The following is a 17518-nucleotide window of genomic DNA, read 5'->3' as shown; positions in this document are numbered from 1 at the left end:
AACTTGTTTTCATGAAATACACTCTATTGAGTAATAAATAAAGCCGTAAACGTAAGGATTATATTGCTGTAAAAATACTGAAAAACGCGACTGGTTTGGAAACTTGCTACTTGTGGTAACTCTAGTACTTAATAGGATTCGAGCTGTTTAGAGTTTAATCAAGCAAACGTTTTATTGTTCATGTTTATGTTTTGTGTCTCATTTTATAAACAAATCAATAGGAAAGTATTCAACTCTATTTATAATCTCCGCGCTTTTAAAAGCTGTCTAACAGTATGAAAAATTAGGAAATTATAATGAAAAAAGTATTGCCATTATTGGCTTTAGGTGCAGTGGTTGCTTCAGCATCAGTTCAAGCAAAAGGTAACTGGTATGTTGGTGCTGATTTGGTAAATTCAGATCTTAAAGTTAAAAGCTTGTCAAAAGATTTTTCTGCGACAGGTCTTAGCTTTGCTGTAGGTAAAGAGCTTCAATATTCAGAAAACTTCAAACTAGCTTTTGAAGGTGAGTACATATACTTTGGCGACTTTGAAGAAACATTTTCTTACATGGGGTGGCCGGTTAAATTTAGTGTTGATGCTTCTGCGTTCAATTTCAATGCGAAGCCTAAATACCAATTTGCAGGTACAGGCTTCTATGTTGGTGCGATTGCTGGCCTTGGTGTAATGAGTGTTTCTTATGAAGTGAAATCATCTAGCACTGTTACCGATGATGGTCGTGATGTAGGCTTTAACTACGGTGTTGAGGCTGGTTATGAGTTCGCTTCAGGTTTGGTTGTATCTGGTGGCTACCGTGCTTCTTCGGTAAGTATTGATGCCGAAAACGGTGGCAGCGAAGATTTTGATTTTGACAGCCTGTACGTTGGTGTTGATTACAAGTTTTAAGCTCGCGTAAGCAAAACATAGATACTAAAAAGGAGCCGTTAGGCTCCTTTTTTTATTAGATTATCAATCAACTCATAATGGTGATCTTGTACGCCTGCAAGGTTGCCATATTTGGGTTGGTGGCGGTCATTTTCTTTCGCGTGTTGCCAGCCAATGGTGTGACGCACAAAATGCTCTGCAAACGCGTGGGAAACTTCCAAGCAACCTGCCAGTACGGTATCAACATAACTTTGCATGATTGGGCTCTTTTCGCATGGTGGTAGTGGCTCGTCTTTTACGTAAACCCAAATGTCATGTTCTTGGTTAAAATTCGCATCTGTTTCGATTTGATCTGGCTGAAGTTGAATACGATGATAACCTCGCTCACGGCGGTCGAATTCTGCGAGCGCTTCTTCATTTACTTCGAGTAAAACGCCATTAACCTGTCCATCGCCTTGGTTCACCACTAATGGAGAGAGGCTGTAGCTGTCGTCAATCTTCCCCCAGTAGCGAACCAACCCATGTGCTATGACGGGAATGGCTTCTCCCGTTTGTCCGGTTAACTTACGCGACGCAGAATTAATCAAACTGCCATAGCCAAATATGTACATTGTCGTTGCATCCCTTAACTGATAGTTGTGCCTCTCATGTTTATACCTAACCCGCATCTGAAGCACAACTTTACCTCTTAAGTATAATCTTAATTATAAACATGTATTTTTTATACATGTTTATGGTAGCATCAATATGTAGTTGAGTTAACCAGCATCGAGAGACGCTTGAGGGCAAGATAATGCTGAATATCACCGATAAAAAAGTAGAAGAAAAAATCCCCGCATGGCTGCGATTAGGCTTTCGGCCGTTTTTTCTGTTTGGGTCGATTTACGCCATTGTTGCGATTGCGTTGTGGGTGTGGATGTTCCAAGGCGGACAGCCAAACGCATTAGCCGTGCCTGCATTGTGGTGGCACGTACATGAAATGTTGTTCGGTTTTTCGATGGCCATTGTAGTTGGCTTTGTACTGACCGCGGTACAAAACTGGACTGGCATTAATGGTACCAAGCATTACATGCTTCTGGCTTTATTTGGCTTGTGGTTAGTGCCCCGCATATTGCTTTGGACACCAGCACCGTTATGGTTAACCAGCAGTATCGAAGCGGTATTTTTACTGTTTGTCGCCTATGAGGTGGGCATTCGTGTGTATCGAGCCAAAGGTTGGCGTAATTTGTTTTTCGTTCCACTGTTTCTTTTAGCCATCTTTGCGAACTTTGCAAGCTACGCAACGATAAAAGGTATGCCGCCCTTTAGCTCTTCAGCGGTGTGGCAAGCAATGCTGTGGTGGTTTACCTTGCTGTTGTCAGTGATGGGCGGACGTGTGATTCCATTTTTTACTGCGCGTCGATTTAATTTCGAAAAAGCGCAACCATCGGCTTGGTTAGAGTGGTTTGCGAACTTGCCGTTGGTAATGTTATTTGCGCTGAGCTTTTTCCCTGTGACGTTTGCAGAACTAGGTAGTCCTTTGATGCTGTTTGCAGGTGTTGCTCAGTTGGTGCGTTTTGTTCGCTGGAAACCTTGGTTAACCCTGAGCGAGCCTTTAGTGTGGTCGCTGCATGCTGCGTATTTGTGTTTACCACTAAGCTTAATTTTGCGAGGCGTCTGGGGAGATGCATTTGCCAGCCATAACCTCATTCACCTGTTTGCGATAGGTGCGTTAGGCGGTTTGATTTTAGCGATGATTGCACGGGTGACGATGGGACATACTGGTCGCATGATCTACAAAGGACCAAACATGAGCCTTGCGTTTGCGGCGATTACCGCGGCAGCTTTGGTTCGCAGTTTCGCCGTGATCTTTGACCCAGCGAACATGATACTGTGGATTGATATCAGCGGCGGATTATGGATTGTTGCGTTTGGGCTATTTGTGTGGCGCTTTGGTGTGATGCTTGTGACCCCTCGTGTGGATGGTCACCCCGGATAAGATTCTAATGTGAGTAGAGAAAAGAGGAGCCGCGTGCTCCTCTTTTGGTTTTTGTTCTTTATAGGTTTAGTGTTTACTCGTCTTCGTCGTCCGCTTTATTCGTGAGCCCCAAGCGTTTAAATAGCCACCACTCTAGACCAAAAATGACAATTAAGGCGATACAGAACCAGGTGAATGCCATGGTGGATTCCACACCTGGCATTCCACCAACATTGATGCCGAGTAAACCTGTTAAGAAGCTGGTTGGTAGAAAAATCGTTGCTACCAAAGTAAACAGATAACTGTTTTTATTGGTTTTCTCATCACGATGATGTTTGATCTCTTCTTGGAAAAGCGCCACTTCTCCAAGATAAAACTCAAGTGTTTCATTTATGCGCGTAATATTATTGTGTGCGAAGCGATATTGATGAGGTCTCAAAGCAATCAATTCTGATTCTGACTCCACAAGATCACGGATAGCGTACTGCTGAGGGCGAATAAAACGCTTGATAGAAATCAGTGCTTTTTGAGTCGCCATATGTTTGTACGTCGACTCATCATTCACGTCGAACTGGTTTAGTGTTTCTTCAATCGTATCAAGGTAAATGTCTATTTTACTGTTTAATCCTTCAATGATCTGATGAAGTAAACTGGCAAGACTTTTTGGGCCTTTGTGTTCCGCTAATGCTTGGCGAATCTCCATGATCGCGCGTGATGGAATTTTACGAGTTGAAATGAGTGCGCCTTGAAAGTAGAGAATTCGAATACTAAGCATATCTTCTGGTGATGCATTGCCGTTCATATTGACGCCTCGTAAAATCAACATGAAGTTCTCGTCATCCAAAGGATGGAAAGATGGTCGGCTTTCGTCGGCTAATAGATGATCAACCGTAGCTCGAGGTACTTGGTTCTGCTCCAGCCAACCACGAATATCAGGATGCAGCCGTTCGCAATGGTACCAATGCTTAGCTTGAATTTGCTCTGCCGTGGTGGATTGTTGAGTTGCTTCTGGGGTTGAGAAGTCCCAATGTTCAATCATAAAACCCATTTTCTTTTCCTTGTTTGAGCCGATACCAAAATAACCTCAAGATACTTCTTTCGCGAGAATTGCATTGCCATACAGAGGCAATACTCTGAGTACGGTACTCTGAAGTCATTGATGCATTATTTTTCAAATGAGTATGATTGTATTTAACGCCAAATGTCTATGAATAGTTGTTCTTATTTGCAATCGAGTGGAGCGCACCAAGGTGTTGTGCTTAAACAACAAAACAAAAAGCCTGCAACTAAGCAGGCTTTATTGTGGGGGAGGGAGGGGAGCTGTTAGCCAACTTGAGAAAGATTAACCACTTTCTGTTGTAGCTTTTTCTTTAAATAGTCCGTTAAGGCCTGTTTTTCTTCCTCGTTCATGTAAAGACCAAGCTTAGTACGGCGCCATAAAATGTCTTCATCGGTCATTGCCATTTCATGGTTCATTAAGTAATCGATCTCACGTTGGTAAACACCACCTGCTTGTGCCGAGAACGTTTGTCCTAAGTCAGCTTCACTTGTTGTGCCTTCCATTAAGTTCCAGGTTTGGGTACCAAACTGTGTGACATAACGAAGAATCAATGCTTCTGGCGCCCAAGTGTATTTAGCGTGAATTTGTTTAGCTAATTGTTCACGACTACAGCTGAAGTTACCACCAGGAAGGGTTTGGTTGGCCGTCCAGTCTTTACCCATTTCAGGTAGGAACGGAGCAAGTTTCTTCATTGCTGCTTCACCTAACTTACGGTAGGTCGTTAACTTACCACCAAAAACAGAAAGCAGAGGTGCATGGTCGTATTCCGCATCGAGCTCTAGCGTGTAGTCTCGTGTGATTGCTTGCGGAGAGTCAGATTCATCGTCACATAAAGGACGAACACCGCTGTATGTCCAAACTACATCTTCGCGAGTCAACTGGTGGACAAAGTGTTGGTTTACGATATCAATGAGGTAATCGACTTCGTCATCTGAGATCGACACTTCGCGTGGGTCACCTTTGTATTCCACATCTGTTGTACCAATGATTGAAAACTTATCTAAGTAAGGAATCATAAATACGATGCGATTGTCTTTGTTTTGAAGGATGTAGGCTTGCGGTTCGTTGTGGATACGAGGAACAACGATGTGCGAGCCTTTGATTAAGCGAATGTTACGAGGAGAGGCTTGCTCTAATCCATCATCAAAGAACTGTTTTACCCAAGGCCCCGCAGCATTGACTAACGCTTTCGCTTTACGTTCGAAACGTTGGTCTGTCATCACATCGTGAATAGTAACGTGCCAGATACCACCTTCACGGTGTGCTTTTTCCACGCGGCAGTAGTTACGTACTTCAGCATGGTTTTCGCGAGCCGCAAGAACGTTCAGTAATACTAAACGTGCATCATCAACCCAACAGTCAGAGTATTCGAAACCCGTTTTCATTTCTGGTTTTAGCAAGCCAGATTTCGCAAGGTTGACGGTTTTACTGCCTTGCAGCGTCGTACGTTTACCCAAGTTATCGTAAAGGAAAAGGCCACAACGAATCATCCAAGCTGGGCGTAGGAATGGGCGATGCGGTAAACGGAAACGCATTGGTAATGCGACGTGTGGTGCTTTATGAAGAATAACCTCACGCTCTGCGAGCGCTTCCGAAACTAAACGAAACTCGTAGTGTTCAAGGTAGCGTAAACCGCCGTGTATCAGTTTAGAACTTGCTGAAGAAGTCGCAGATGCGAAGTCATTTGCTTCATATAAGCCAACACTCAAACCTCGGCCTGCTGCGTCTGCCGCAATACCAGCTCCGTTAATGCCGCCACCGATTACGATCAAGTCTAAGGTAGTGGATGAGCTAGTAGTGGAAGCATTATTTTGTATACTCATAAATTTGACCTCTTGGTGAGCGAACGAGCATTTTAGAACATAATGTAATCCTAGATCATGTTTCGTTTGTGATCATCTATTATTTTCGTTTGTGAGCGTTTTGTGTGATTTAGACACAAAAAAAACCTCTGTCTAATTAAGACAGAGGTCATTTGAGGGGGAGTTATACGATTGACGTTACTCGTTTTCGGAGTTTGATTCGTTAGCTTCAACCACTTCAAGTGGGATAGAAGCTTCCTTCAAAATTGACAAGATTTCTTCTGGTGGCTGCTTATTGGTAAAGATCATGTTGAGCTGTGCAATATTGCCTAGTTTCACCATAGCATTGCGCCCGAACTTGGTGTGGTCTACGGCAAGAAATACACTACGGCTATTGTCAATGATCGCTTGTTTGACCCGGACTTCGTGGTAATCAAAGTCTAATAGCGAGCCATCGAAGTCGATACCGCTAATGCCGAGAATACCAAAGTCGAGACGGAACTGTTTAACGAAATCGAGGGTAGCCTCGCCAACAATACCGCCGTCTCTGCTGCGGACTTCTCCACCCGCTAAGATAACTTTGATTTCAGGGTTAGGGAAAAGAATGGTCGCAACATTGATGTTGTTGGTGACAACACGCAACTGTTTATGGTTTTTATTGAGCGCTCGCGCAACTGCTTCTGGTGTGGTGCCGATATCGATGAATAGTGTGGCACCATCTGGAATGTGTTTGACTACCTCGTCTGCAATGACATCTTTTTCATTGAAGTTGAGCGCTTTACGCGTGTTGTAAGATGTGTTTTCAGAACTGAGAGGAATAGTGGCTCCACCGTGATAACGACGAATTTTGTTGTCATCGGCGAGTTCATTGAGATCGCGTCGGATGGTTTGTGGGCTGACATTGAATCTTTCTACTAACTCATCCGTGCTGACATAGCCTTGTTTTTTCACCAGCTCAACAATCTGCTGGTGTCGAGGTATTTGCTTCACTTACCACTCCCTTGTGCATTGGTAACGGCCAATGCTTCAAATTCGAAGCTCTATTGTGCTCGAATTTGCTCGTTGTGAGAAGTAAGCGAGTTCAGGAATCGGGGATAAAGCGCAAAAAGAGCGCACAAATGGCGCTCTTTTTTTCTTATGGAGATGAGATTAATCTTCTTCGTCGTGAAGTTCAGACCAGGTTTGTGCACATTTCACTGCACGTTTCCAACCCTTGTAACGACGATTGCGTTTTTCTTCATCATCGTGTGGCTCAAAGGTGCGATCAAGTACCGCTTTATTCTGCAACTCATCAATGCTATCCCAGTAACCAACTGCAAGGCCGGCAAGGTAGGCTGCACCAAGAGCGGTAACCTCAGTTACTTGAGGGCGGTGTACTTCTGTGTTCAATACATCGGATTGGAATTGCATGAGGAAGTTGTTCGCTACTGCACCACCATCGACGCGAAGGTTCGCAAGCTTAATACCTGAGTCAGCTTGCATCGCATCCAGTACGTCACGAGTTTGATAAGCGATGCCTTCCAATGTTGCACGGATGATATGGTTTGAATTCACACCGCGAGTAAGGCCGACAATCGTGCCACGTGCGTAGGCATCCCAGTATGGTGCACCTAAACCAGTAAATGCAGGCACGACATAAACGCCGTTTGATGTATCCACTTTTGTCGCGAAGTATTCAGAGTCTTCTGCACCGTTTAGGATTTTCAATTCATCGCGTAGCCATTGGATAGAAGCCCCACCCATGAATACGGCACCTTCAAGTGCATAAGCTGGTTCGCCTGCAGGACCACAAGCCAAAGTAGTTAGAAGGCCATGTGTCGAAGTGACTTTTTCTTGGCCAGTATTCATTAGCAAGAAACAACCCGTACCGTAAGTGTTTTTCGCTTGACCCGCTTCAACACACATTTGGCCGTAAAGCGCCGCTTGTTGGTCACCTGCGATTCCAGAAATAGGAATACGAGTACCGCCTTTACCACCGATGTTGGTTTTACCGTAAATTTCCGATGAGCGCTTCACTTCTGGCATCATAGATGCTGGGATGCCAAGCTCATCTAACATTTTTTGATCCCAACATAGATCGTTGATGTTAAACAGCATGGTACGCGATGCGTTAGTGTAGTCGGTTACGTGAACGCGACCTTGAGTCATCTTCCAAACTAACCAAGTATCGACAGTACCAAACAACAGCTTACCTGCTTCTGCGTCTTCTCGTGCGCCTTCAACATTGTCCAGAATCCATTTAACTTTGGTACCGGAGAAGTAAGGGTCAAGCACCAAACCAGTGTTGTCACGTACATAGTTTTCGAGACCGCGTGCTTTTAAATCTTCACAGATATCAGCAGTACGGCGACATTGCCATACAATCGCATTGTAAACGGGTTTACCTGTTTCTTTGTTCCAGACGATAGTCGTTTCACGCTGGTTAGTAATACCGATAGCCGCTAATTGGTCGCTACGGATGCCAGACTTAGCTAGAGCTTCTACTAAGGTAGAGCTTTGTGTTGCCCAGATCTCCATTGGATCATGTTCAACCCAACCAGCTTCTGGATAAATCTGAGTAAATTCGCGTTGCGCGACGCTTACGATGTTCGCATCATGATCAAGAATCACTGCGCGAGAGCTTGTTGTACCTTGGTCTAGGGCAACAATGTATTTTTGCTCAGTCATGGTAAGAATCCTTTTGTTTCGTTATTTATATTTTAGTAAATGTTCGAGTTACGTCAGTTTTAAGCTCTAGCTTCTTCTGTTTCTTCTTCCGTCTCACATTGGTTTGGAATCGTGCAACCGTGACCTTGTTGTGGAAGGTAAGCGGCAATCGCTTTTGGATACAACCAACCACCAAAACACGCACCTGCAATCGGAGCAAGTAAAGGCACGATAAAGTAAGGAATGTCTTTAGCACCTGTCAGAGCGTAATCCCAACCAGCGAAGTAAGCGAACAGCTTTGGTCCAAAGTCACGAGCAGGGTTCATCGCAAAGCCTGTTAGTGGGCCAAGTGAACCACCGATGACGGCAATCAAAATACCGATCAATAGAGGGTTCATTGCGCCACGTGCCGCGCCGTTATTTTCATCGCCCAGAGCCAGAATCGCAAACATCAGCACAGCAGTGATAACGAATTCCACAGCAAAAGCACCAAAGAAAGAGAGGGAGGCATGCGGATAGGTTGAGAAGATACCAGCAGTTGCTAGTGCATCTTGGCTGCTGCGAACGAAGTTATGAGCGATTTCGTAGTCGGTGAAAAGGTTGCTGTATAAGCTGTATACCAATGCAGCAGAACAGAATGCCCCAAGCATTTGAGCGATAATGTATGGCACCACTTTCGCCTTATCAAAACCATGGAACATAGCAAGTGCGATGGTAACGGCAGGGTTGATGTGTGCACCAGAGACGCCAGCCGTACAGTAAATAGCGATGGCGACACCGAAGCCCCATACAATACTGATTTCCCATTGTCCAAATGATGCGCCTGTTAGAACTAAGGCTGCAACACAGCCTACGCCGAAGAAAATAAGTAGTCCTGTACCGATAAACTCGGCCAAACATTCTCCAAGCAGAGAGGGGTGTTTGTTCGTTGTCATGTTAAAAGTCCTTTGATCATTTTTGCCTGTCTAGCACGATACTATTGTGCATATATAAACGTTTACGAAAACAAACGAGCGTTAAAAGTGAGCGTTTGAGCATAAATTTGTTAATCAAAGTCTTCGTTTTTGTTAAATGGCGCATCTTTTAACCGGAAAAGAACACAACGAAAATAATTTATTTGTCACGAGGCCAGTGTTGAGAGCGCTCAAATTACCGATGTGAAAAAGAATGCACAACTGGTAAGAGGAGTTTTGTGAAGCTGCTACGTGCTTGGAGACTTATTGCACAGAACTTGTGTAGCAATTAACCCTAAAGGAGTAGCGGAATGTCAAATGTATCAAGGGATTGCAGTGATATAAAAAATACGCTGTCATGTTTGGACTTTTAGAAAAAATCGTCATCCCATTGATACCAATAGGATGAGTTGAGAAGAGAATAAACGCTGTTAATGTCTTGTGTTTGTGAATCATTGCTTCGGCTTGTATTCAAATAAAAATTGTTTTTTTTATTTCGTTTGATGCTAAACGTGATCGTTTTTCAGCTTTTTAGTTATTAGTTGGTTCGGAGCGAGTAGGGCAGGCGTAAATCGCCCTTTTTACGGTTAGTTTATGTTCTAATTCGAGCCTTTGTTTCAAAGGTTTCGAATTGGAATGCTCAAGTGAGAGGTTTGAACATCAGTTTCATATTAACGAATCTTGAGTAAAGTTGAACGATGATCTAATTAATGCTCATATAATTTACTGTATTTACTTATATTTAATCCATGTGCAACATTTGTCACAGAAATAAAATCCTAACTCCATACAATTCATGAACTTTCGAACGAAGATTTATTTTGTTTCGTTCGCTCCTTTTGTGTTTTTACCATCGCATACAAAATAATGAGGTTCCTATGTTTGGAATATTCAAACCTAAGGCGCACATTGATCGTCTGTCCCCTGGCAGCATCGATAGCACCTACTCTCGCCTCCGTTGGCAACTCTTTATCGGTATCTTTGTTGGCTACGCCGGTTACTATCTAGTTCGTAAAAACTTCAGTTTGGCGATGCCTTATCTTATCGAGCAAGGCTTTAGCCGCGGAGACTTAGGTGTCGCCTTGGCAGCTGTTTCCATTGCATATGGTCTCTCTAAGTTTCTAATGGGCAGCGTTTCAGACCGCTCCAACCCTCGCTATTTCCTTAGTGGCGGCCTATTGATGTCTGCATTAGTGATGTTTTGCTTTGGCTTTATGCCATGGGCGACTGGTAGCGTCACTGCGATGTTCATTTTGCTTTTCTTGAACGGTTGGTTCCAAGGGATGGGGTGGCCTGCTTGTGGCCGAACCATGGTGCACTGGTGGTCACGTAAAGAGCGTGGTGAGATCGTTTCGGTTTGGAACGTGGCGCACAACGTGGGTGGCGGCTTGATTGGTCCACTATTTATTCTTGGCCTGTGGGCATTTAACGATGATTGGCGCACTGCATTTTATGTTCCTGCATTTTTCGCCACGTTGGTTGCTGTGTTTGTTTGGATGACGGTTCGCGATACCCCTCAGTCTTGTGGTCTGCCTCCTATTGAAGAATACAAAGACGATTACCCAGATGACTATGACAAGTCCCATGAACAAGAAATGACAGCGAAGGAAATCTTCTTCAAATACGTCTTCAACAACAAACTTCTTTGGTCGATTGCAATTGCAAACGCATTTGTTTATCTAATTCGTTACGGCGTACTGGACTGGGCACCTGTTTACCTAAAAGAAGCGAAGGATTTCTCGGTAGATAAATCGTCATGGGCTTATTTCTTATACGAATGGGCTGGCATTCCAGGAACACTATTGTGTGGTTGGATCTCTGACAAATTGTTCAAAGGTCGTCGTGCACCTGCTGGTATCTTATTTATGGTGCTAGTGACAGTTGCAGTGATGGTTTATTGGTTTAACCCTGCGGGCAACCCAACAGTAGATATGATGGCGCTTATTGCAATAGGCTTCCTAATCTATGGTCCGGTTATGCTGATCGGTTTGTACGCACTTGAACTCGCTCCGAAGAAAGCCGCAGGTACTGCCGCTGGTCTTACTGGTTTGTTTGGATACCTGGGTGGGGCAGTTGCCGCAAACGCGATTTTGGGCTATACCGTAGACCACTTTGGCTGGGATGGTGGCTTTATCATCTTAGTGGGTTCTTGTATTACTTCTATCGTGTGTTTGATGTACGCCTTCTTAGGTGAACGTGCGCACCACGAGCAAAAAGAGCGCGAGAAGGAAGCGCTAGCGTAATATTTATTTAAAGAGGCAGTGGAATACTGCCTCTTCGCTTTATCAAGGAAATAACAATGAAAACAAAGTCAGTATGTCTTACTTTTTTAGCACTTAGCCTCTCTGCTGGTGCGATTGCGAAGCCGCTTGTCATTGCGCATCGTGGTGCATCGGGCTACTTGCCTGAGCACACGCTAGAAGCCAAAGCACTTGCTTACGCAATGAAACCTGACTACATAGAGCAAGATGTGGTAATGACGAAAGATGACCAGTTGGTCGTGTTGCATGACCATTATCTCGATCGCGTAACGGATGTTGCGGAGCGTTTTCCTGATCGTGCACGTAAAGATGGTCGTTATTACGCGATTGATTTCACTCTGGCGGAAATCAAATCCTTGCGAGTAACTGAAGGCTTTAATATCGATGACAAAGGCAACAAAGTAGCGGGCTATCCAACCCGATTCCCTATGTGGAAATCTGATTTCACCGTGCCGACGTTTGCTGAAGAGATTGAGCTGATCCAAGGCTTAAACAAAACGCTGGGTTATGACATCGGTATTTACCCAGAAATTAAAGCGCCTTGGTTCCATCGTCATGAAGGTAAGGACATTTCTAAAGCAGTACTTAAAGTCTTGAAGCAGTACGGTTACGGCTCTCAAGACGACAAAGTCTACCTTCAATGTTTTGATGCGAATGAACTTCAACGCATCAACAATGAACTCATGCCTGCAATGGATATGGACTTAAAGCTCGTTCAGCTTATGGCTTACACGGACTGGAACGAAACTATGGTGTACAAAGGCGACAAGGCAACACCATACAGTTATGACTGGATGTTCGAAGCCGACGGAATGAAGAAAGTAGCGAGTTACGCGGAAGGAATTGGACCTTGGAAGCCGATGCTGGTGGATGATAAGTCAACCAAAGACAATATCATCATCAAGCCGTTGATGAAGGCTGCAAAAGACGCTGGCTTGCAAGTGCATCCATACACGTTCCGCGCCGATCCAGGACGCATTCCAGCGTACACTGACAGCTTTGAAGGCATGATGGATGTGTACTACAACCAAGTAAAAGTGGATGGTTTGTTTACTGATTTCCCAGATAAAGCGGTCAGCTTTTTAAATCAGTAATCACGCATTTTTCTTTAAGCTAAAAAATCCCCCAACAGTTTCCTGCTGGGGGATTTTTCTTAACTATTTATTAGTTGTTTTTATGCAGTTCGCTGTTCAGTTCAACCGCGCTCTTGTTTGCAAGACACTCGATTTGACCTGTTACAGAGTTACGACGGAATAGTAGGTCAGAAACACCAGCAAGATCGCGTGCTTTCACTACTTCTACTTCTTGGCCAGCAGAATCTAGCATACGTACTTTAGAACCAGCAGTTACGTATAGACCTGATTCGATAGTACAACGGTCACCCATTGGGAAACCAAGACCTGCGTTCGCGCCTAGTAGAGAGTTTTCGCCGATAGAAACCACAACTTTACCGCCGCCAGATAGCGTACCCATGATAGATGCGCCGCCGCCGATGTCAGAGCCGTTACCAACCACTACACCAGCAGAGATACGACCTTCAACCATGCTCACGCCAGTTGTACCTGCGTTGAAGTTGATGAAGCCTTCGTGCATTACCGTTGTGCCTTCGCCAACGTGTGCGCCAAGACGTACGCGAGAAGTGTCAGCGATACGAACGCCAGTTGGTACCACGTAGTCCACCATTTTAGGGAACTTGTCTACACAATCTACGCTTAGTGCACGACCCGCTAGGCGAGCTTCGATTTGACGCTCTGCTAGTTCAGGTAAGTCGATTGGGCCTTCGTTAGTCCATGCGATGTTGTGTAGTAGACCGAAGATGCCGTCTAGTACCGTGCCGTGCGGTTGAACTAGGCGGTTAGAGATAAGTTGAAGTTTTAGGAAACCTTCAGCAACGCTTTGTGGCTGCTCGTCAGTTGCAAGGATAACCAGTACAAGTGGTTGTGCTGATTCTGCTGCTTTTGCTGCGAAAGATGCGTTTGCCGCATCGCCGTTTGCTTCAAATGCTGCTGCCAGTTCTGCGCTTTGTGCTGCAGAGATCTCGATAGCTTGGTTGCCTTGCTCGTAACCTGCTACTGCTGCTAGTGCGTTAACAAGCGCTTCGCTTGGGTTAAGAACTGGGTTTGGGAAAAACGCTTCGATGATTTTGCCGTCGCGGTTTTTAGTTGCCGTACCAAAGGCTAGAGAGAAGAAAGCCATAGTTGATCTCCATGTGTTGAGTCTTGTGTCTCGTCTGTTCACTGACAAGAAATAATTAAGTTGTCAGTCATCATAAAGAGAGTATTGGGGAGTTTAAAGAGGGGAAATGGAGAAAGTCCGTAGATGGATACCTTTTGTCTTTTTAGAGATATGTTTGTCTGATGAGAAATGTGTCGCAAAAGCCTTATCAGACCGATTTTGGGCAGAGACACAGTGAAGTGGGAGAAGGGAGCATCGCAAAAAATAAGGGGAGGACCGAAGTCACTCCCCCTACACTGGGTTTGTTGGATTTACTGGCTTTGGGTAGTAAAGCGATAAATCGACTTAGAGGCTTAGCTCACCGACCTCTACTGCAAGTGCAACCGTTGCACCTACCATTGGATTATTGCCCATACCGATGAAGCCCATCATTGCTACGTGTGCAGGTACTGAAGAGCTACCCGCGAATTGCGCATCGGCGTGCATGCGACCCATGGTATCGGTCATACCGTAGGATGCAGGACCTGCCGCCACATTATCCGGGTGTAGAGTACGACCAGTACCACCACCTGATGCAACTGAGAAGTAAGGCATGCCTTCACGGTTACGTTCCGCTTTGTAGATACCTGCTACAGGGTGTTGGAAGCGAGTCGGGTTGGTTGAGTTACCTGTGATGCTCACATCCACTTGTTCTTTATGCATGATAGCCAAGCCTTCACGCACATCGTCTGCACCGTAGCAAAGGATCTCACCACGTGGACCTTGGGAGAAACGGCGACGTTCTACTTCCACTAACTCACCAGTTTGGTAGTTGTATTGAGTACGTACGTAAGTGAAACCATTGATGCGTGAGATTAGGTAAGCGGCGTCTTTACCCAAACCGTTCAGGATCACTTTCAACGGATTTTTGCGTGATTTGTTGACGTTCAATGCGATTTTGATTGCGCCTTCTGCCGCTGCGAATGACTCATGACCGGCAAGGAAAGCGAAACAGCCACTTTCTTCATTCAGTAGACGAGCCGCCAATGCACCGTGACCGATACCCACTTGGCGTTGCTCTGCGACGCTGCCAGGTTTTGTGCAGGCTTGAAGGCCTTCACCGATGATGTTTGCAGCTTCTTCTGCTGTTTTTGCACCGCGGAAAATCGCCAAAGCAGTACCCAGTGTGTAGGCATCGGCAGCGCTTTCAAACGCGATAGGTTGAGTGTCCATCACCAGCGCTTTAGGGTCGATACCACGATCCATACAGTATTGGTAAGCCTCTTCCAGAGAAGAAAGTTGCATTTCGTCTAATGTGCGACGTACAGATTCAGTAATTGGAGTGTTCATAATCTCTTTCCTCTTGGTGGCAATTATTTTTGGCGTGGGTTGATGGTAGATACGGCTTCGTCAAAACGACCGTAAGTCCCCGTTGCTTTGTCTGCGGCTTCTGCTGCAGATACGCCTTCGTTGATGGCTTTCATCATCTTGCCTAGGTTGAGATATTGGTAACCAATCACTTCTTTGTTTTCGTCTAGTGCGAGTTTTGTTACGTAGCCTTCAGCCAATTCCATGTAACGCACGCCTTTTGCTTTGGTTGAGTAGCTAGTACCCACTTGGCTGCGTTGAGTTTGACCGAGGTCTTCCAGTGCCGCACCAATTTCCAAGCCACCTTCAGAGAAAGCAGATTGAGTACGACCGTAAACAAATTGAAGGAAGATTTCGCGCATCGCGACGTTGATAGCATCACATACCAAGTCGGTATTCAGTGCTTCCAGAATGGTTTTGCCTGTTAGAATTTCTGCGGCCATCGCGGCTGATTGAGTCATGCCTGAACAGCCGATCGTTTCGATCAAAGCTTCTTCGATGATGCCGTTTTTGATGTTAAGAGTCAGTTTTGCTGCACCTTGTTGAGGAGCACAAGCGCCAACGCCGTGGCTAAGACCAGAAATCGCGATAACGTCTTTTGGATTGATCATTGCGCCTTCAACAGGGATCGGTGCAGATGCATGAAGATCGCCGCGTTGAATCGGGCACATTGATTGGATTTCGTGTGAATATTGCATAATGTTTTCCCAGTGTATTTTTATTTTTTGAGAAAACAGGAGCGGGGTTGGAGAAGAGTTGAATTGCTCACTACAGAACTCTTGCTTTAACAACATTGGTAAAGCATTTCCAACAGGGCTGACCTGTTTTCGTTTCTGTAGGAGTCATTAGCTGTAAAAGCGGTTCGAATCTTTCGATTCCGGTGGCACCCCATCACCGAACCCATTTAGACTAGATCTAAGTCACACTAATCTGCAACATGAAATTTAGAGCAATTTGGGATATTAAATCGGTTCTTTATATTCTCAGAGATATATGGAGATAAACGGAAGGAATAAAAAAACGCCGCATAATGCGACGTTTTTTCTAAACAAATGAGAGGCTTATGCAGCGTCTTCTTGGTCGCTATCTTCTTCAACAGCTTCAAGCTTCTTTGCTTTTTTTGGTGCAGGTTTACGTTTTGCACCAAGAGCGTAAAGCACTTCTTCTTTGTTTTGCGCAAGGAACATTGCAAGATCTTCTTGCTTACCTTCGTCTTCTAGAAGTTCACTTTTACCCAGCAGTGAGAATAACTCGTCTGCCATATCCAGCATTTTGTCGTATGCGTCAGCTTCCGCTTTAGAGGTAAAAGTCATTTTCTCTTCTCCATTGCGTTCTACCACGTACTTGACGATTACAGCCATGGTTGGTCCCCTAATTTGGTGTATTGATACTGGCTTTTTATACAGTTTTTGACCAATCAAGTCTAGCGACAAGCCTCAGAATGAGAGACACGTACAACTAACTGACTAGCATTTAAACTATCTTGGTTTCACTTTGCGGATTTGTCCGCCAAAGGAAGGTTTGCTGGTCGCTCCCAATCTTGGCAAAATTCGATAAACGTTTTGAGCAATGGGCTTTGATATTTCTCTTTATGAACCAGTAACCAGAAGCGACGTTTCATATCTAAAGGCATGTCGAGCAGTTTTACGCGGCCGTCACGAATAGCAGGTTCTGCAGACAAACGTGACAAGCAGCCCAAGCCTAACCCTGCCGATACTGAGTTGATCAACGCTTCGGTGGTATTGAGCTGAAAAGCTTCATGCCAATGTTCCAAGCGCGGCGCGATAACGCGCATAAAAAATTCGCGTGAACCGGACCCTGCCTCTCGCAATATCCATTCACTGTTTTCTAGCTCGGTTAAGTTTACTGGCCCTTCGTGCGCGGCTGGGTAATCGGGCGCGCAAATCACGCACATTTCATCTTCGCTAAACTGGGTAGACTGCAATTCAGGGTGAAGTGTTTTGCCCTCAATGAGGGCTATGTCTAACTCGTAATCGGTCAGCATGTCGCAGATTTGTGCGGAGTTAGAAATGAACAGGCTTTGAGAACGATGGTTCGTTTGCTGACGAAATTCGCTAAGCAAATAGGGCGCGACTTGGTTGCCAATGGTGTCGCTGGCACCAATGCGAAGTTGGCCCGATAGCGCTTGGTCACCATCGAAAATGCTCTCGATGTCTTTGGCTCGGTTGAGTAACTCATCCGCCAGTGGTAGCAGTTTTTGACCTTCTTGGTTCAAAATCAGTCGGTTATTAACACGATCAAACAAGTGATGGCCGATCTGTTTTTCTAATTCTGAGAGTGCCATGCTCACTGCGGCTTTCGATAAAAAGAGACTATCAGAAGCTGCTGTGAGCGTTTTGTGCTGCGTGATCGTCGTAAACACTTTCAGTTGTTTAAGAGAAATGTGACTTGCCATACCCCACCGTTAAGTAATTCTGAACGTTTGTTTTAAAT

Annotated in this window: 15 protein-coding genes and 1 riboswitch; of the genes, 4 read left to right on the top strand and 11 right to left on the bottom strand. The window is 45.0% G+C overall.

From position 1 onward, the window contains the following. The first annotated feature begins 296 nt into the window (after window positions 1–296). Window positions 297–884, top strand: a complete 588-nt coding sequence (locus tag R7O12_RS00680) for an outer membrane beta-barrel protein (RefSeq protein ID WP_005380175.1) — start codon at window positions 297–299, stop codon at window positions 882–884. A gap of 38 nt (window positions 885–922) precedes the next feature. Here the strand turns inward: R7O12_RS00680 and R7O12_RS00675 are convergent, their stop codons facing one another. Beyond that, entirely contained in the window at window positions 923–1474 is a 552-nt protein-coding gene (locus R7O12_RS00675; RefSeq protein ID WP_226083494.1) for a gamma-glutamylcyclotransferase family protein, read from the bottom strand. 182 nt (window positions 1475–1656) lie between these two features. On the opposite strand from R7O12_RS00675, the gene R7O12_RS00670 reads away from it, so the two are divergent. Continuing rightward, window positions 1657–2841: an NnrS family protein gene (locus tag R7O12_RS00670; protein WP_318125553.1), complete on the top strand. Its 1185-nt coding sequence runs from the start codon at window positions 1657–1659 to the stop codon at window positions 2839–2841. A gap of 73 nt (window positions 2842–2914) precedes the next feature. Here R7O12_RS00670 and R7O12_RS00665 read toward each other — a convergent pair whose 3' ends face one another. The 5 genes from R7O12_RS00665 to R7O12_RS00645 all read right to left on the bottom strand — a co-directional run bounded on the left by R7O12_RS00665 (window position 2915) and on the right by R7O12_RS00645 (window position 9263). Then, window positions 2915–3868, bottom strand: a complete 954-nt coding sequence (locus tag R7O12_RS00665; RefSeq protein WP_005391702.1) for a CorA family divalent cation transporter — start codon at window positions 3866–3868, stop codon at window positions 2915–2917. A gap of 275 nt (window positions 3869–4143) precedes the next feature. Beyond that, entirely contained in the window at window positions 4144–5703 is a 1560-nt protein-coding gene (gene glpD / locus R7O12_RS00660) for a glycerol-3-phosphate dehydrogenase (protein WP_318125550.1), read from the bottom strand. A gap of 177 nt (window positions 5704–5880) precedes the next feature. Then, window positions 5881–6672 carry a DeoR/GlpR family transcriptional regulator gene (locus tag R7O12_RS00655; protein WP_005380192.1) on the bottom strand — a complete coding sequence of 264 codons (792 nt, stop codon included), beginning with the start codon at window positions 6670–6672 and terminating at the stop codon, window positions 5881–5883. Window positions 6673–6831: 159 nt separating this feature from the next. Beyond that, entirely contained in the window at window positions 6832–8349 is a 1518-nt protein-coding gene (gene glpK, locus R7O12_RS00650; protein WP_005380193.1) for a glycerol kinase GlpK, read from the bottom strand. A gap of 59 nt (window positions 8350–8408) precedes the next feature. Next, the gene (locus tag R7O12_RS00645) at window positions 8409–9263 is read right to left on the bottom strand and encodes an MIP/aquaporin family protein (RefSeq protein WP_005380195.1); all 855 of its coding nucleotides are present in this window, start codon (window positions 9261–9263) and stop codon (window positions 8409–8411) included. An 896-nt stretch (window positions 9264–10159) separates the two neighbouring features. On the opposite strand from R7O12_RS00645, the gene glpT reads away from it, so the two are divergent. Both glpT and glpQ read left to right on the top strand, forming a co-directional pair. Beyond that, entirely contained in the window at window positions 10160–11524 is a 1365-nt protein-coding gene (gene glpT, locus R7O12_RS00640) for a glycerol-3-phosphate transporter (protein ID WP_005380199.1), read from the top strand. A gap of 56 nt (window positions 11525–11580) precedes the next feature. Further along, complete coding sequence (gene glpQ / locus R7O12_RS00635) at window positions 11581–12636, top strand: glycerophosphodiester phosphodiesterase (protein WP_053304091.1); 1056 nt, start codon at window positions 11581–11583, stop codon at window positions 12634–12636. Between the two features lie 70 nt (window positions 12637–12706). Here the strand turns inward: glpQ and dapD are convergent, their stop codons facing one another. The 5 genes from dapD to R7O12_RS00610 form a co-directional block, all read right to left on the bottom strand. Continuing rightward, window positions 12707–13738 carry a 2,3,4,5-tetrahydropyridine-2,6-dicarboxylate N-succinyltransferase gene (dapD, locus tag R7O12_RS00630; RefSeq protein ID WP_005391708.1) on the bottom strand — a complete coding sequence of 344 codons (1032 nt, stop codon included), beginning with the start codon at window positions 13736–13738 and terminating at the stop codon, window positions 12707–12709. 324 nt (window positions 13739–14062) lie between these two features. Next, window positions 14063–15046 (bottom strand): GGGtGRT protein, encoded by a 984-nt coding sequence (locus R7O12_RS00625; RefSeq protein ID WP_053349836.1) that lies wholly within the window; start codon window positions 15044–15046, stop codon window positions 14063–14065. Between the two features lie 23 nt (window positions 15047–15069). After that, entirely contained in the window at window positions 15070–15762 is a 693-nt protein-coding gene (locus tag R7O12_RS00620; RefSeq protein ID WP_053349867.1) for an iron-sulfur cluster assembly scaffold protein, read from the bottom strand. 131 nt (window positions 15763–15893) lie between these two features. Further along, window positions 15894–15969: riboswitch (Fluoride riboswitch) on the bottom strand. Window positions 15970–16125: 156 nt separating this feature from the next. Then, window positions 16126–16425 (bottom strand): YebG family protein, encoded by a 300-nt coding sequence (locus tag R7O12_RS00615; RefSeq protein ID WP_054700491.1) that lies wholly within the window; start codon window positions 16423–16425, stop codon window positions 16126–16128. A 128-nt stretch (window positions 16426–16553) separates the two neighbouring features. Next, the gene (locus R7O12_RS00610) at window positions 16554–17480 is read right to left on the bottom strand and encodes a LysR substrate-binding domain-containing protein (protein ID WP_005380210.1); all 927 of its coding nucleotides are present in this window, start codon (window positions 17478–17480) and stop codon (window positions 16554–16556) included. Between the last annotated feature and the right edge of the window lie 38 nt (window positions 17481–17518).

The organism is Vibrio sp. Vb1574 (assembly GCF_033338675.1).
This window is presented reverse-complemented; position numbering and strand designations above follow the sequence as displayed.

Coding starts and splice junctions, on each gene's coding strand:
- R7O12_RS00680 (WP_005380175.1), top strand. CDS start 297: ATGAAAAAAGTATTGCCATTATTGGCTTTAGGTGCAGTGGTTGCTTCA.
- R7O12_RS00675 (WP_226083494.1), bottom strand. CDS start 1,474: ATGTACATATTTGGCTATGGCAGTTTGATTAATTCTGCGTCGCGTAAG.
- R7O12_RS00670 (WP_318125553.1), top strand. CDS start 1,657: ATGCTGAATATCACCGATAAAAAAGTAGAAGAAAAAATCCCCGCATGG.
- R7O12_RS00665 (WP_005391702.1), bottom strand. CDS start 3,868: ATGGGTTTTATGATTGAACATTGGGACTTCTCAACCCCAGAAGCAACT.
- glpD (WP_318125550.1), bottom strand. CDS start 5,703: ATGAGTATACAAAATAATGCTTCCACTACTAGCTCATCCACTACCTTA.
- glpK (WP_005380193.1), bottom strand. CDS start 8,349: ATGACTGAGCAAAAATACATTGTTGCCCTAGACCAAGGTACAACAAGC.
- R7O12_RS00645 (WP_005380195.1), bottom strand. CDS start 9,263: ATGACAACGAACAAACACCCCTCTCTGCTTGGAGAATGTTTGGCCGAG.
- glpT (WP_005380199.1), top strand. CDS start 10,160: ATGTTTGGAATATTCAAACCTAAGGCGCACATTGATCGTCTGTCCCCT.
- glpQ (WP_053304091.1), top strand. CDS start 11,581: ATGAAAACAAAGTCAGTATGTCTTACTTTTTTAGCACTTAGCCTCTCT.
- dapD (WP_005391708.1), bottom strand. CDS start 13,738: ATGGCTTTCTTCTCTCTAGCCTTTGGTACGGCAACTAAAAACCGCGAC.
- R7O12_RS00625 (WP_053349836.1), bottom strand. CDS start 15,046: ATGAACACTCCAATTACTGAATCTGTACGTCGCACATTAGACGAAATG.
- R7O12_RS00620 (WP_053349867.1), bottom strand. CDS start 15,762: ATGCAATATTCACACGAAATCCAATCAATGTGCCCGATTCAACGCGGC.
- R7O12_RS00615 (WP_054700491.1), bottom strand. CDS start 16,425: ATGGCTGTAATCGTCAAGTACGTGGTAGAACGCAATGGAGAAGAGAAA.
- R7O12_RS00610 (WP_005380210.1), bottom strand. CDS start 17,480: ATGGCAAGTCACATTTCTCTTAAACAACTGAAAGTGTTTACGACGATC.